The sequence below is a fragment of the Postechiella marina genome (genome assembly GCF_039538365.1).
Taxonomy (GTDB): domain Bacteria; phylum Bacteroidota; class Bacteroidia; order Flavobacteriales; family Flavobacteriaceae; genus Postechiella; species Postechiella marina.
This window is the reverse complement of record NZ_BAABCA010000008.1, coordinates 188,742-203,392: the sequence shown is the minus strand read 5'-3', so window position 1 is coordinate 203,392 and position 14,651 is coordinate 188,742. Positions and strand designations below refer to the sequence as shown.

The 14,651-nt window shown below is 31.9% G+C and carries 15 protein-coding genes and 1 pseudogene; 4 read left to right on the top strand and 12 right to left on the bottom strand.

The genetic code is table 11. From position 1 onward, the window contains the following. Positions 1-135: 135 nt before the first annotated feature. From ABD715_RS17475 to ABD715_RS17465, 3 genes are read right to left on the bottom strand one after another with little or no spacing between them, the layout of a single operon-like run. Positions 136-555, bottom strand: coding sequence for a hotdog fold thioesterase (locus tag ABD715_RS17475; protein WP_344789632.1), 420 nt, complete (start codon positions 553-555; stop codon positions 136-138). Positions 556-564: 9 nt separating this feature from the next. Next, positions 565-1,083, bottom strand: a complete 519-nt coding sequence (locus ABD715_RS17470) for a peroxiredoxin-like family protein (RefSeq protein ID WP_344789631.1) — start codon at positions 1,081-1,083, stop codon at positions 565-567. A 10-nt stretch (positions 1,084-1,093) separates the two neighbouring features. Continuing rightward, positions 1,094-1,675: an NAD(P)H-dependent oxidoreductase gene (locus tag ABD715_RS17465; protein ID WP_344789630.1), complete on the bottom strand. Its 582-nt coding sequence runs from the start codon at positions 1,673-1,675 to the stop codon at positions 1,094-1,096. Positions 1,676-1,780: 105 nt separating this feature from the next. Here ABD715_RS17465 and ABD715_RS17460 point away from each other — a divergent pair, with 105 nt between their 5' ends. Continuing rightward, entirely contained in the window at positions 1,781-2,173 is a 393-nt protein-coding gene (locus tag ABD715_RS17460; RefSeq protein ID WP_339634595.1) for a winged helix-turn-helix transcriptional regulator, read from the top strand. 100 nt (positions 2,174-2,273) lie between these two features. On the opposite strand, the pseudogene ABD715_RS17455 reads toward ABD715_RS17460, so the two are convergent. The 8 genes and pseudogenes from ABD715_RS17455 to ABD715_RS17420 form a co-directional block, all read right to left on the bottom strand. Beyond that, positions 2,274-2,573: pseudogene (locus ABD715_RS17455) on the bottom strand (transposase); the annotation flags it as partial. A 578-nt stretch (positions 2,574-3,151) separates the two neighbouring features. Continuing rightward, on the bottom strand, positions 3,152-3,841 hold the full coding sequence (locus ABD715_RS17450) for a peptidoglycan DD-metalloendopeptidase family protein (protein ID WP_344789629.1): 690 nt from the start codon (positions 3,839-3,841) through the stop codon (positions 3,152-3,154). A 53-nt stretch (positions 3,842-3,894) separates the two neighbouring features. Further along, positions 3,895-4,476, bottom strand: a complete 582-nt coding sequence (locus ABD715_RS17445) for a pseudouridine synthase (RefSeq protein ID WP_344789628.1) — start codon at positions 4,474-4,476, stop codon at positions 3,895-3,897. 34 nt (positions 4,477-4,510) lie between these two features. Continuing rightward, a complete protein-coding gene (locus tag ABD715_RS17440; RefSeq protein WP_344789627.1) occupies positions 4,511-6,814 on the bottom strand; it encodes a type IA DNA topoisomerase in 2,304 nt (767 codons plus the stop codon). A gap of 125 nt (positions 6,815-6,939) precedes the next feature. Further along, positions 6,940-7,524 carry a pentapeptide repeat-containing protein gene (locus tag ABD715_RS17435; protein WP_344789626.1) on the bottom strand — a complete coding sequence of 195 codons (585 nt, stop codon included), beginning with the start codon at positions 7,522-7,524 and terminating at the stop codon, positions 6,940-6,942. A 75-nt stretch (positions 7,525-7,599) separates the two neighbouring features. After that, positions 7,600-9,741, bottom strand: a complete 2,142-nt coding sequence (gene recQ, locus ABD715_RS17430) for a DNA helicase RecQ (protein ID WP_344789625.1) — start codon at positions 9,739-9,741, stop codon at positions 7,600-7,602. Between the two features lie 96 nt (positions 9,742-9,837). After that, on the bottom strand, positions 9,838-10,635 hold the full coding sequence (locus tag ABD715_RS17425) for a lysophospholipid acyltransferase family protein (protein ID WP_344789624.1): 798 nt from the start codon (positions 10,633-10,635) through the stop codon (positions 9,838-9,840). Positions 10,636-10,689: 54 nt separating this feature from the next. After that, the gene (locus tag ABD715_RS17420) at positions 10,690-11,331 is read right to left on the bottom strand and encodes an NUDIX hydrolase (RefSeq protein ID WP_344789623.1); all 642 of its coding nucleotides are present in this window, start codon (positions 11,329-11,331) and stop codon (positions 10,690-10,692) included. Between the two features lie 5 nt (positions 11,332-11,336). On the opposite strand from ABD715_RS17420, the gene ABD715_RS17415 reads away from it, so the two are divergent. The 3 genes from ABD715_RS17415 (at position 11,337) to ABD715_RS17405 (ending at position 14,003) form a co-directional block, all read left to right on the top strand. Continuing rightward, positions 11,337-12,032 carry a peptidylprolyl isomerase gene (locus ABD715_RS17415; protein ID WP_344789622.1) on the top strand — a complete coding sequence of 232 codons (696 nt, stop codon included), beginning with the start codon at positions 11,337-11,339 and terminating at the stop codon, positions 12,030-12,032. 91 nt (positions 12,033-12,123) lie between these two features. Then, on the top strand, positions 12,124-13,008 hold the full coding sequence (locus ABD715_RS17410; RefSeq protein WP_344789621.1) for a LysR substrate-binding domain-containing protein: 885 nt from the start codon (positions 12,124-12,126) through the stop codon (positions 13,006-13,008). Between the two features lie 74 nt (positions 13,009-13,082). Continuing rightward, positions 13,083-14,003 carry a YeiH family protein gene (locus ABD715_RS17405; RefSeq protein WP_344789620.1) on the top strand — a complete coding sequence of 307 codons (921 nt, stop codon included), beginning with the start codon at positions 13,083-13,085 and terminating at the stop codon, positions 14,001-14,003. Between the two features lie 16 nt (positions 14,004-14,019). Here ABD715_RS17405 and ABD715_RS17400 read toward each other — a convergent pair whose 3' ends face one another. Further along, the gene (locus ABD715_RS17400; RefSeq protein WP_344789619.1) at positions 14,020-14,634 is read right to left on the bottom strand and encodes a trimeric intracellular cation channel family protein; all 615 of its coding nucleotides are present in this window, start codon (positions 14,632-14,634) and stop codon (positions 14,020-14,022) included. Positions 14,635-14,651 lie beyond the last annotated feature (17 nt).

Sequence of the window (14,651 nt, the reverse complement as noted above, 5' to 3'; positions counted from 1 at the left end):
AAATGCAATTAATTTATACAATGAAATAAGATTACACTTATCTTTAGATTATAAAACACCAAATATGGTATATAAATTATCAGCGTAAATTCAATTTTAACCTGTAGCCATATTTCAGGACGAGACAGCTGAAAATCACACTCGAATAAAATTATAAACACCTTTTCCTTCCGCTACCAATACATCCTCTTGAAATGCTTTCATTTTGGTTACCATTATTCGATTTCCCATTCTGACCAATTTTCCTTCAAAAACTAAATCATTTCCATCTGCAAATCTCAAATAATCTACTCTCAAGTCTATTGTTGACAGTTTATCTTCTGGCGAATTGAAATTGGCAATTCCTATGGCGCCACCAACAGAATCTAAAATTGTAGCAATAATTCCGCCGTGCCAATGATTAGTGCGAATATCACCGACTAAATCTTTTCTAAATGGCACTCGTACTTTGATAAAATCCTTTTCAACAATTTCAACTTTTAATCCAAAATGTTTATGAATTGGGATTTCTTCTTCTGCCAATTTTATCAATCTTTCTTTTGTCTTTATATCCATATGACAGATTTATAGCATTTCACCTCTTGCAGGATAGCCTGACTGAACTATATAATCTACCGCTTTTACAAAAGATGGTAAATATGGTCTTCCCCAAGGGTTACTGTTTATAGCTGAATAATAAACTTGGTTATTATTGTCAATTAAAAACAATCCTGGTTCACTAAACTTACTTGGTTCACCATCTTTTACGCCTGCACTTAAATACAAAGCCCAATCTCTTGCTGATTTTTCAGATAAACCATAGCCCAAAGTAAGATTAGACAATTCCCACTTTTGACGAGAAAGTCTTGCTCTCTTTTCAGTATCCATACTTACAGCTACTACATTAACACCTCTTTGCTCAAATTCCCGTAGCAATTCTTGCAATTGTTGTAAATACTTTTTGCATAGTGGGCAATGCAATCCTCGATAAAAAACAACCAAAGTAAAATTGTCTGGATTTTGGTCTGCTAAAACCCATTGATTTCCATCTAATAATGGTAATTGTAAATCTGGTGCTGTATGTTTTGGTGTTGGTCTATTCATAATAAATACTTTAAAAGTTTGCTTTTAAATGATTTTCAAAACGATTAAAATCATTCTCTATTTCTGGATTTTTCATTACATCATATGCCATAAATGTTGGCAATGGTTCAAAACCAAACCACTTAAAATTAAGATGCATTGGTTTTAAAAGCTCATCTTCGCTTATTCCATTAAAAAATGTTTCCTCTGGATTATTAAAAGCTTCTTTTGGTGCATTAGCGGTTACTGACATCATATACTTTCCGCTTAACTTTCCACCTAATCCATAATTCTTCTTTGGTGCTTCTTTACTTCTTCCATCACCATCGGACATTTCGCCCATCATACCCATCGAAAATACTTCATCTATGTATTTTTTAAACGACCAACTTACACCCATCCAGTTCAATGGTGTTTGAAAAAAAACAACATCTGCCCATTTGAATTTTTCGATTTCTTCATTCACATCATAATTGTCTTCCATACTAGTTTTCTTAATAATGTAACCATTACTCTTAAAGTAGCTTTCTGCTTTTTCAGTTAAACTTGCGTTTAATTTTCCTTCTGAAAACGGATATTTCTGGTGACCGTTGATTATAAAAATATTTTTCATTTTAAAATTTTAATTATATTTGTTTCACAAAGAAACTAATATTAGTTTAAAAAAGAAACTATTATGCTTTCATTTAAACAAATAGTGGTAACCAAAAAGTAACTAATGGCAAGAAAATATATAGACAATCCAAATGCTTGTTCCCTTGTTCATACAATGAACATAATTGGCAATAAATGGAAACCGATTATTTTATACTTATTATCAAATGGTTCTATGCGATTTGGAATGCTCAATGCACTTATACCAACAATCTCAAAAAAGGTACTGACTAATCAATTGAAAGAATTAGAAAACGATGGATTACTTTTAAGACAGTCCTTTGCTGAAATTCCACCAAGGGTTGAATATTCATTAACTGAAAAAGCAGTTGGACTTTTGCCAGTTTTAAGAATGTTAAGTGATTGGGCAAATGAAGCTTACCCCAAAATGGAATTTGAACAATGTAGAATAATAGAAAATGTAAAAAAGCCAGCGTACAACAAAGAACTGAGGTAAAAAACAAACAAATTCTTCGTTAATTTGAGGCATTATTATAGTAAGCTCATAGATTCTAAAACTGATTCTTTGAGCTTTTTTTATTGTATTTATTTTCTATTTATCTAGGCAGTATAGAAACGTAAGTTTCATCACACGGCCTTCCTGATTTTGTAATAGCAAAAGACTGCTTAAGTAACTTATTAGCAACAGCTATTAATGCTAGTTTCTTGCTTTTACCTTTAGCAACTATTCGGTCATAAATAGCCTTGCAAGCCTTGTTGTGTTTACAGGCATTAAATTGGCATAGAAACAAAAGATTACGAAGCTTTCTATTACCAACCATACTTATTCGTGCTCTGCCTCTTACACTGCCTCCTGACTCCCTTATCGTAGGGGTTATACCTACGTAACTACATAGTGTACTTTCCTGAAATAGGTTGACTAAAAATTAAGCAATTAATTACAGTCACTTATGAAACCAAAAAAAGAACACTGGCGAAAAAAAAGCTATCAAAAAGCAACTTTAGAGACTAAACTTTTAGTCGTTGACCAAATCCTTAACGGACAACTATCCAATAACCAAGCTTCTAAAAAATATGACATTCCCAGAACAACTGTTTCTTATTAGTTAAGAAAATACAGTCCCTTAGTACAACAAAATACTGGTATGAGAAAAAACGATGAACTGCGAAGCACATCACGAATACCTTTAAAAATAGAAAATAATGAGTAAATCAAAAGGTTAAAAAAAAGATTGAAGAACTTGAGTTTCAAAAAGACCTCCAACAAGACATTATCATTGATATTCAATTAATTACAAGCGTCGATATATCACAAAAAAGTCATTTCCAAAAACATTAGCAAAAGAGATAGAGTTAAAGAAAAAACAGCGTATAAAAAAAAATGGCTCTATGGTTTTTAGGGGCATCTAAACACGTCTTCTGCTAAACAAACTTTATAGTAGATATTAATTTCGTGCAATTTACCCCATGAAAATCAAAGGTTTTTAAGTAAAAGTAACGGATTAGGACAATTATTACTATAAAAACTCAAATCGTCTTTACTACAAACGCCAGGGTAATCTCCTTTAAAACCTTGAATATCTTTTATAATTTGAAAATGCAAATGAGGCGGATAATCTCCATTAACAGAAGGATCTCCTAAAAAAGCTAAACAATCTCCTTTATTAAATTTTTGTCCTTCTTCTAAACGCATAATAGAAGCGATGCTTAAATGACCATAAAGCGTATAAAATTCAATATTATTTATAACATGCTTTAAAATAATAGTTGGGCCATAATCGCCATAATGTGTGTTATTTTTAAAAGAATGAATCTCGCCTTGTAAAGGCACATAAATTGGAGTTTCTGCTGGACACCACAAATCGATTCCTAAGTGAATATTGCGTTCTTCTACATTTTCTCTATTAAAATAATTGCTTCTTTGGTAAATGTTTCTAACTTCCTTGTAGCCACCAAAAGCTACTAATCCCTTATTTTCATCAATATGAGTATTAATATAAAGGCCTAGGCGTAACGAGGAAGAAACATCTATTAATTCAAGTGCTTTATTATTTATGGATAAATCTAACGGAATATATTTTGAGTTTGGTATGCCTGCATCCAATACACGAAGTGGTTTTTCACTTAAATTATTCAGAAAAAAAGAAAAATCAGTTATCTGCATACAAAAAAGTATTTATTAAAACCAAAATTATGTTTTCTACAGCAAATAGTCATTTACAATACATTATCAATTTCAATAACCTCTCCAGCATCCATTTTTTTTATAGTATGCTTACCAACTCTAACCCGAACCAATCGCAGGGTAGGAAAACCAACTATCGAAGTCATTTTTCTAACCTGCCTAAACTTACCTTCGTTTAAAGTAATAGACACCCAAGATGTTGGTCCATGCCTATCGTCTCTTATTTTTTTAGCTCGTTTTGGTAGTACAGGAATATTTTCTAATTTAAAAACATTACAAGGCTTAGTTACATAACTTTTACCTTCTACGCTAATAGTAACACCATTTTTTAATTCTGCAATCGCCTCTTTTGTAATTACGCCATCAACTTGAGCATAATATTCTTTATCTACCTTTTTACTATTTACTAAAGCACTTGTTTTACCGCTGGTAGTAACTAGTAATAAGCCTTCAGATGGTTCGTCTAGTCTACCCACAGCCATACTCCCTACTGGAAAGCTAAACAATGTACCCAAAAACTTTTTAGATTGTTGTTTACTCGCATTGCTTATAAACTGACTTAAATACCCATAGGGTTTAAAAACTTTAAAATGTCTATGGTTTATATCTTCCAATTGCGCACTATATTTTAACTTTTAACCTAATAAATTAAGACTTGCCACTTAAAATATTATAAACCAATTCTCGAGTAGGTTTTTGTCCGTTTATTTTAGTCTTAACATCCTCAAAGGTCATTTTAAAACTACAACCCGATTTATATGCAGAGCATCCATAAGCAGTTTTGCCTTTTATTACAGTACCTTTTTTACATTTAGGACAAACTAACTCGTTCGACTCTGTTTCAGGTTTCGCTTTCGCGGAAGTAACTTTGGGTTCTAATTTTAACTTAAAATCATCATCAAAACGCAACAAACCTTCAACCGTACCAGCATCTGTTTTAAAACCTTTTAAATTAACAGTAGAGCCCTTTTGAAGCAATCGAACAAATTGCTTTTCTGATATTTTTTTTCCTTCAAAACTAAAAGGCATTACAAAATTACAACCCGATTTAAATGCAGTACAACCATAAGCACTTTTACCTTTTATAAGGTGTCCTTTTTTACATTTCGGGCAAACTTCTGCTGTAATTCCCGCTGTTTTTTTAACCGTTGCTTTTGCTGCTCTATTTTTTAATACTGTTTCTTGCGAAATATTGGCGCGTTTGGTTTCGCTTCGTACTTCGTATACCAATGCATCAACCATACGTTTCATGTTTTTAATAAATGCACCAGCACTAAACTCTCCTTTTTCAATATCTTTTAATTGCTTCTCCCAAGAGCCTGTTAATTCGGCAGATTTTAACATGTGATTTTGAATGGTATCTATTAACTGTATTCCGGTAACTGTAGGTAAAACTTGCTTTTTATTTCGTTTAATATATTTTCTTCTAAAAAGTGTTTCTATAATATTTGCTCTTGTAGATGGTCTACCAATACCATTTTCCTTCATTAAATCACGCAATTCTTCGTCATCTACTTGTTTCCCTGCTGTTTCCATAGCACGCAATAAAGAGGCTTCTGTAAATTGATTTGGTGGCTTTGTTTCTTTTTCTAAAAACGATGGCTCGTGTGGCCCTTTTTCTCCTTTTACAAAAGTTGGCAAAATACCAGATTCTTTTTCTTTTGCATTAGGGTTTTCAAAAACAATACGCCAACCTTTATCTAGTATTTCTTTACCAGTAGTTTTAAACGATACTTTATCTGCAACACCAATTACGGTAGTATTAGCAACAGTACACTCATCATAAAAAACAGCTATAAAACGTTTTACAATAATATCGTAAACCTGTTGTTGGTTGTATTGCAAGTTTATTTGAATTCCTGTAGGTATTATAGCGTGATGATCTGTAACTTTTTTATCGTTAAATACTTTGGATGATTTTTTTATTTTTTTGCCTAAAAGCGGTTGTGTTAAGGTAGAGTAATTTGTTAATTTTTGAAGAATGCCTGCTACTTTAGGATATACATCGTTTGGTAAAAATGTTGTGTCTACCCTTGGATAGGTTACTACTTTTTGCTCGTATAGTTTTTGTACAATTTTTAAAGTTTCGTCTGCAGAAAACCCAAATTTAGTATTACAATATACTTGCAAACCTGTTAAATCGAAAAGCTTTGGTGCATACTCCTTACCTTTCTTTTTAGTAATCGACGCAATTTCAAAATCGCTTTCCTTCACTTTTGCTGCTAAAGCTTCTCCGTCTTCTTTTTTTAAAAAACGCCCTTCTTCGTAACTAAACAAGGTTTCGCGATACATGGTTTGCAATTCCCAGTATGGTTGTGGTTTAAAATTTTCTATATCTTTAAAACGATTAACAACCATGGCCAAGGTTGGTGTTTGCACTCTACCAACCGACAAAACTTGTTTGTAACCACCATGCTTTACGGTATATAGTCGTGTAGCATTCATGCCTAATAACCAATCGCCTATGGCTCTAGAAAATCCTGCATAATATAAATTATCGTAATCTTCTGATGCTTTTAAATTTTCAAAACCTTCTTTAATAGCTTCGGTTGTAAGAGACGAAATCCATAAACGCTCTATTTTACCTTTATAACCTGCTTCGTTTATTACCCAGCGTTGTATAAGTTCTCCTTCTTGCCCAGCATCACCACAATTTATAACAAGATCTGCTTTATCAAATAAACTTTTTACAATTTTAAACTGTTTTTGTATCCCCGAATTTGCAACCACTTTAACTTCAAATTTTTCGGGTAACATGGGCAAATTATTTAAATCCCAACTTTTCCAATACGGTTTATAATCGCTAGGTTCTTTTAAAGTACATAAATGTCCAAAGGTATATGTTACCGCATAGCCATTACCTTCGTAATAGCCATCGCGTTTAGAATTAGCTCCTAAAACAGTAGCAATTTCGCGGGCAACACTTGGTTTTTCTGCAATACAGACTTTCATTTACACATCTTTAAATAGCAATGCAAAATAGGAATTTTGATAATGGTTTAAAAAGAGAATTGTTAGGAGTTATTAACCATTTTTTTAGTTTATATAAACTTGGCATAAATGTTAGACAATACCTACTAAATTTCTACCTCAACACCATAACTTGCCAAGAGCCCAACAACACCTTCTAAAGAAAACTTAGCGCCTTTTATTTTGTTTTGTTCTGGATGAATAGTATAATTTATAGCCTTACGGAAATCTGATTTTTCTAAATTTGAATTCTCGAAATTGGCTTGACTTAAATCGCAACCATCAAATATAGAAGCTCTTAAATCTGATGTATTAAAATCTACTTGTTTTAATTTCGAATTAATAAATCTAGTTTTCTTTAATTCTAATTGGTAAAATGAAGCGTGATTTAATTGACAATTTTTAAAACCTACAGCAAATCCAAACGGATTAACCATATCGAAACGCAACCCCAAGAGCTTACAATCTTGAAAAGTCACATCTTGAAAAGAAGTACCCGTAATATTAGTAGCACTTAAATTACAATCGATAAATTTGCATTCTAAAAATTTAATTTCAGATAAAAAACCTTCAGAAAAATTACAATTTAAAAACGTACAATATTCATAATCGCCTTTTGGCAACCTATTTTTTGTATAATCTTGTTTTTCAAAAGTTTCATCTTCTATTAAAGACATATTTAAGGTTTTCAATTTTTAAACTAAATTACTTTTTTTATTGTTTTGTAACAAAACAGATGCAATAAAAAATAAACACTTAAAAATTAACTAATCTTTATCTACAACACTTAGCGCTAATCTTATTTTAAAATAATCTAGCTCTTCATTTAAATGTACATAATATGGTCTTAAAGCTGTTGGCGCATTCAATTCTTTTTTAGCTTTTCGCACTGCCTCTACATCGCTTTTAGAAACAAAATCGTATATATTTATATTTTTTCCTTTGCTATATAATTTAGCTATATGCGAATAAATAGTGGTAGATGCCAGCTTACGTTCTATAGATATTTCTTCTATAGACATTCCCGATTTATACAAATCGTAAGTAATTAAAACGGTATCTTTCTTTTTAGCTTTTTTAGCCTTAGAGCCCATAAAACTCATTATTTCTGCAATAAACTCGTCGCCATAAACCTCCATTTTTCGTTGCCCTACACCACTTACTTTTAAAAAATCGTCGTCGCTTAAAGGGCGTACTCTTTCTATTTCTTTTAACGTTGCATCGCTAAACACCAAATATGCAGGAATATCCTCTTCTTGTGCTATTTTATAGCGCAGTAACCTTAAACGCTCAAATAAACTATTGGCATCCGTTTTTGGTTTGGTTTTAGTTCTTGTACGTTTGGTTCGTGTTTTTCTCTCTTTTGTAGGCGTTTTAATTTCGGTTACAGCCACAGGTTTTGTTAAAGCTACTTTTGCCCCATCAAACAGTACATTTTTAGAAAATTCTGTAAGCTGCAATGCATTGTGTTTATGAAAAGCTATTTCGCAAAAACCTTGATTTATAAGCTGAATAACAAAGTGTTGCCAATCTTTCCATGCTATATCTTTACCTATACCAAAAGTACGAACGCCTTGATAGCCTTTTGCCAAAACTGCTGCGTTGTGCGAACCACGAAGCACATCTATAATCATACCCATAGCCTCGGTTTCTTGTAAACGATACACTGCAGATAATATTTTTTGTGCTATTATGGTACCATCGAAAAACTGTGGCGGATTTCTACATACATCGCAATTTTCGCAATTATTAGCCATTAACTCACCAAAATAACTTAGTAAAATTTTACGCCTACAGGTTGTCGCTTCGCTAAACTGTTTCATACGGTCCAGTTTAGCCACTTGAACATCTTCGTTAGAAGCTCCGCTTGCAAAATTTCGTAACTGAATAACATCTGCATAACTATGAAATAGCAAGGCATGCGCTTTTAAGCCATCTCTGCCTCCACGTCCTATTTCTTGATAATAGCCTTCTATATTTTTGGGCATATTATAATGGATAACCCATCGCACGTTAGACTTGTCTATACCCATACCAAAAGCAACTGTAGCACAAACTATTTGTGTTTGGTCGCGAACAAAAGCTTCCTGAATTTTAGATCGTTTATCAAAATCTAACCCCGCATGATACGCAGCTGCAGGAATATTATTGGTTTTTAATTTCTTAGCTAATTGTTCTGTTGTTTTTCTACTTAAGCAATATATAATACCAGATTGGTTTGGTTTTTGCCTAATAAACTTAATTATTTGAGAAATTCTATCGTTAGCAGCACGCACCTCTAAGGTAATATTTTGCCTATCGAAAGACGATATATATTGCTGGGCATGTTCTATACGTAATTGTTTTACAATATCTTGTCTTGTCGCTTTATCGGCAGTTGCTGTTAACGCAATAAACGGGGTATTTGGAAGTGTTTTTTTTAAGAATCCTAATTGCTGATACGATGGTCTAAAATCGTGTCCCCAAGACGATATACAATGAGCTTCGTCTATAGCCACACAGCTAATGTAACGTTCGCTTAGTATGTTTTGTAAACCTACCAAACTCTCTGGCGCAACATAAAGCAATTTTAAATTAGCATTTAAAACACGATCTATTATAGCAGATTGTTCTTGCGTTGTTTGGCTACTATTAAAATACGAAGCTGCTATTCCGTTAGCATTTAAGCCATCTACCTGATCTTTCATTAAAGCTATTAAAGGAGAGATAACCAAAGTCACTCCTTTTAACAATAAAGCTGGTAATTGAAAACAGATAGATTTACCTCCTCCGGTTGGCATAATAACCAAACAATCTTTTTTATTTAAAACAGCCTCAACAATGTCTTGCTGGTTAGTTCTAAAACTATCGTAACCAAAATACGTTTTTAAGTTGGAAAATAGCTGGTCTTGCTTGTAAACTGCTGGCATGAAAAAAAATCTAAAAATAGGACGTTTTATAAAAAAAACGATAAAACAATTGGCTACGCATTAAGCGCTACTCTATTTATAACAAAAATAGTTAGCTTACCACTTTCTAAGCTTATCCAACTCTTCTTGTTCTTTAATTGCTTTTTTAGAAAGTACTTTTAAAAACGACGGATGCTGCTCTATAGCATACTCTATTTTTGTAACAATATCGTCAAAAGACTCGTTTTCATAATCGATTTCAAGAGGTGCTTTTATTTCGAAAGTTTGCATAATATTTTTCTTTTTTATGCGTAATCCTTTTTTATCAAAAGACCTTCTAAATCCATCTATTACAATTGGTACAACAACAGGTTTGTAACGTTTTATAATATGTGCAGTTCCCTTTCTAACGGGTTTAAATGGAGTTGTAGTGCCTTGTGGAAAAGTAATTACCCAACCATCATCTAAAGCTTTTGCAATACTAGAAATATCGCTCATTTTAACTTGCCGGTTAATATCTTGTCCTTCAGATCGCCATGTACGCTCTATACTAATAGATCCCATGTAAGCAAATATTTTAGGCAACAACCCTGCTTTCATAGTTTCTTTTGCTGCAACATAATACATATTTAGCTTAGGGTTCCATATATAGCCAACATTTTTTATACTATCTACTCTACCACTTAAACTAGCGTTAAACACATGAAACATAGAAACAACATCGGCGAAATATGTTTGATGATTAGATATAAATAAAACGTTTGTATCTGGCAGGTCTTTAATAATTTCAGAACCTACTATTTGCAATTCATTAAAACCTCTAAATCGTCTGTGCGATATTACTCCAAATAGCCTAATAAGCCATTTTTTTAAAATTAATATGTGTCCAAACGGATTTCTCTTAAACAATCCCATATATCTCTCGTCAGTTTGTTGGTTTACTGCTACAAATGTAATAAATCTAGCAAACTAGAGGGTTTCTTTTAACAAGTCTTTGATTTCACTAAGCATCATGGCAGTAGCTCCCCATACAATATAATTATTCAATTTAAACGCAGGCACCTCTACATCAACACTATAAGATGTATTTACTGTGTTTAAAATTACACGTTCGTCTTCTAAAAAATATTTTAAATCGACCTCTATTAAACGCTCTACCTCATACTCTTGCTTTATAAAATTCGGGGTAGATTTTACAATTCCAATAAAGGGTTGCACATAAAAATTACTTGGTGGAATATAAACTTGAGTTATTGGTTTTACAACTTCTATATCTTGGATGGGCACGCCTACCTCTTCAAATGTTTCTCTAACCGCTGCATACTCTATCGACGGGTCTTGAGGTTCTAATTTACCCCCAGGAAACGCCACTTGCGCAGAATGTACTCCTTTATAAGTTTTTCTTAAAATTAAAATAAACTTTGTTTTATTTATTTCGTCTGGGTAAAATAAAGCCAAAACGCCCGCATGTTTAACTTTTTTCTTCGCCTTTTTTTGTTTCTTAACTAACTCTTGACGAAAAGGAGGCACCATTTTAAGTTGAGATACCTCGCCTGGAAGCGGTATATTTTTTATTTTTGAAATCGAATCTAAAAATTTATTAAAATTCATTTACTATGAGGCTTGTTTTACTTTTATCTCTATCTCTTTTATTTCTGAATTGTGAAGATAAACAATCTAAGAAAAAAAAACAGACAGAAACTACAGAAACAAAAGTTGAAAAAAAGAAAGATTCTGTGGTTGAAGAGCAAAGAGAATTTCCGAAACTAGACTCAGAAAATGTAATGGATTTCTTTTTAGAATACGATAAAAAAAACAAAGAAGACAAGGTGCGCATTACCACAGAGCTTGGTAGTATTGACATTCTCCTCTTTAAAGATACTAAATTCCACAGATCTAACTTTATCTTTTTAACCAAGCAAAAGTATTTTAACGATACCCAGTTTTATCGCGTTATAAATAATTTTATGGTACAAGCTGGTGCTAGTGACGATAAGGCTACCATGAAAAAACGCTTTAATATTGGTAAATATTTATTACCTACAGATACAGATCGTGGGCATAAACACGACAGAGGCGCTATTTCTATGCCAAGCAGCGAAATAGACAACCCCTATAAACTAGCATCGCCTTACGAGTTTTTTATTGTTCAACAAAGGGGTGGCTCTCACTTTTTAGATGGCGATTTCACCGTATTTGGTAAGGTTATTAAAGGTATGGATGTTATAGATAAAATTGCTGCTGTAGATACTGATGAAGCCGACTGGCCTTTAAAGAATATTTTTATTAAAAATGTTGAAATTATTGAGTAAGTTTTAAACACTATATGCTTTTAAAACCATACAATTATAACTTGTATAAACAACGACCATTAATACAAGCCAAGCTTAAACACAATAGCACATGAAAACTAAGTTGCATATTTTTAAAATTGTTGCTAAACATTTAAGCTTTACAAAAGCTGCCGAGCAATTGTACATTTCTCAACCCGCTATTTCTAAAGCCATAAAAAACTTAGAAGAAACATATAAAACAACACTATTTATAAGAAAAAGAAACTCTATTGCGCTTACAGAAGAAGGCAAATCTTTTCTTATTTACTGCAATAAGATATTAGCTATTTATTCTGAAATGGAAGAGCAATTTTCACATAAAAACGAGGCTTTTCCTGAATTTATTAATTTTGGTGTTAGTACCACGTTATCTAACTATATTATACCAAAAATAATAGCAAAATTTAGGGTTCAATTTCCACAAACCAAATTTAATATTAACAGCAATAATTCTGAAAACATAGAAAATTTAATTCTAAATGAAGTTATTGATTTTGGAATTACAGAAGGCAATAGCAGCAATCCTAAGTTACAGTTTGAAAAATTTATTAAAGATGAAATTGTTCTTGTAACTCATGTAAATAATAACACCTTTAAAAAAGGATTTATTAACACCAATACGTTGCAAAAACTACCAATGATTGAGAGAGAAAAAGGTTCTGGAACCAAAGTAATTATTGATAAGTTTTTATTACAAAATAATATTACTAAGCTTAATAATGTTGTTACTTTTAATAGTACAGAGTCTATAAAAAATTACTTATACCACTCGGACAACTATGCGCTTCTCTCTATCCATTCTATTTCTGATGATTTAATACATAACAAACTTAAAATAATAGATATTAAAGATTTAAGTATAGAAAGATGGTTTTATTTTGTAAAAAGAACAGGGTATCTTTCTAACTCGTTTGATTATTTTAAAAAATTTACCAGACTCAATTATAACTTTTAGTTATCTATAAGAACAAATTAGATTGCTTAAAAGTTATTAATCGTATTTACTTTTGTATTGTAATACTACACGATATGAAAGTCATTTTCTCCAAAGCAAGCTACTTTTTAATAATTTTAATTACTCTTTTAGGCTATATAAACAGTCCTACAGCATTAATTATTGGTTTTATATATACATTAATATTTAAAAACCCATTTAAAATATATAGCCATAAAGCCATTCGTTATTTTTTAAAAATTTCTATTATAGGTCTTGGCTTTGGCATGTTTATAAAACAAACTATAGAAACTAGTAAAAGTGCTCTAAGCTTAACTGTATATTCTATAATTTTAACTGTAGTATTGGGTGTTTTGTTAACTAGATTTTTTAAGCTAGATTTAAAACTTGGTCACCTTATAACCTCTGGAACCGCTATTTGTGGTGGTAGCGCTATTGCTGCCATTTCTCAAGTTATTAAAGCAAAAAACAGCACTATAAGTATGGCCTTGTGTATTGTGTTTTTGTTAAACTCTATTGCCCTGTTTGTGTTTCCTGCTATTGGTCATTTTTTAAATTTAACACAAGAACAATTTGGTTTGTGGTGCGCTATTGCTATACACGATACAAGCTCTGTTGTTGGTGCTACTTTGGGGTATGGAGACGAGGCTTTAAGAATTGCCACTACGGTAAAATTATCTAGAACACTTTGGATAATTCCATTATCTATTTTTTCTATATTTCTTTTTAAAACAAAGGGAGAAAAAATAAAACCGCCATATTTTATTCTTTTATTTATTAGCGCCATTGTTATTAACAATTATCAAGTTTTACCACAAACAGCAACCCTATTTATTGTTTTATTATCTAAACGCTTATTAATACTTACTTTGTTTCTTGTTGGGTCTTGTATATCTGTAAAAGAATTAAAAACTACAGGTGTAAAGCCTATTTTGTTAGCGCTAATACTGTGGGGCTTTATTTCTGTATTTTCTTTAATATATATTTTAAACTAACAGCAAATACTTGCTGCTATAAACCTTGGCTTTCGGTGTAAACTGTTGGTAAAGCTATTTTAAATTTTACTGCCAACAAACGAGTTATAATTACCGTTACTCCTGCTATTACAAATACTAAATTTTCTTGAATAGGAAATTGTATTAATAAAAAATAAATTACACCTCCTAAAATACAAGGTGTGGCGTAAATTTCTTTTCTAAAAATTACGGGTATTTCGTTACATAAAATGTCTCTAATAACGCCTCCAAAACTTGCTGTCATGGTGCCTAAGGCTATACAGATAATTGGGTGCAATTCTGCATTTAAACCTTTCTCTATACCAACTACAGTGTATAAGCCTATACCAATGGTATCGAATAAAAAAAGCGAGGTACGCAAATAATTAATCTGTTTTCGTAATACTATAGCAAATACTGCTGATGCTATTATTACATAGGTATATGTAATGTCTTGCATCCAGCCAACAGGTGTGTTACCAATAAGCATATCGCGTAATGTGCCACCACCAACTGCGGTTACAAAACCTATAATAAGAATACCAAATAAATCCATTTTTTTATTCATAGCCATTAATACACCAGAAATGGTAAAAGCAATGGTTCCTAAAATATCGATAGTATAAAACATAGTTAGCGGGTTGTTTG

Excerpts from the sequence above, each read along its gene's own strand:
- ABD715_RS17450 (WP_344789629.1), bottom strand. The coding sequence starts at position 3,841 with ATGCAGATAACTGATTTTTCTTTTTTTCTGAATAATTTAAGTGAAAAA.
- ABD715_RS17420 (WP_344789623.1), bottom strand. The coding sequence starts at position 11,331 with ATGAATTTTAATAAATTTTTAGATTCGATTTCAAAAATAAAAAATATA.
- ABD715_RS17460 (WP_339634595.1), top strand. The coding sequence starts at position 1,781 with ATGGCAAGAAAATATATAGACAATCCAAATGCTTGTTCCCTTGTTCAT.
- ABD715_RS17425 (WP_344789624.1), bottom strand. The coding sequence starts at position 10,635 with ATGGGATTGTTTAAGAGAAATCCGTTTGGACACATATTAATTTTAAAA.
- ABD715_RS17465 (WP_344789630.1), bottom strand. The coding sequence starts at position 1,675 with ATGAAAAATATTTTTATAATCAACGGTCACCAGAAATATCCGTTTTCA.
- ABD715_RS17400 (WP_344789619.1), bottom strand. The coding sequence starts at position 14,634 with ATGTTTTATACTATCGATATTTTAGGAACCATTGCTTTTACCATTTCT.
- ABD715_RS17415 (WP_344789622.1), top strand. The coding sequence starts at position 11,337 with ATGAGGCTTGTTTTACTTTTATCTCTATCTCTTTTATTTCTGAATTGT.
- ABD715_RS17405 (WP_344789620.1), top strand. The coding sequence starts at position 13,083 with ATGAAAGTCATTTTCTCCAAAGCAAGCTACTTTTTAATAATTTTAATT.
- ABD715_RS17470 (WP_344789631.1), bottom strand. The coding sequence starts at position 1,083 with ATGAATAGACCAACACCAAAACATACAGCACCAGATTTACAATTACCA.
- ABD715_RS17410 (WP_344789621.1), top strand. The coding sequence starts at position 12,124 with ATGAAAACTAAGTTGCATATTTTTAAAATTGTTGCTAAACATTTAAGC.
- ABD715_RS17475 (WP_344789632.1), bottom strand. The coding sequence starts at position 555 with ATGGATATAAAGACAAAAGAAAGATTGATAAAATTGGCAGAAGAAGAA.
- ABD715_RS17440 (WP_344789627.1), bottom strand. The coding sequence starts at position 6,814 with ATGAAAGTCTGTATTGCAGAAAAACCAAGTGTTGCCCGCGAAATTGCT.
- recQ (WP_344789625.1), bottom strand. The coding sequence starts at position 9,741 with ATGCCAGCAGTTTACAAGCAAGACCAGCTATTTTCCAACTTAAAAACG.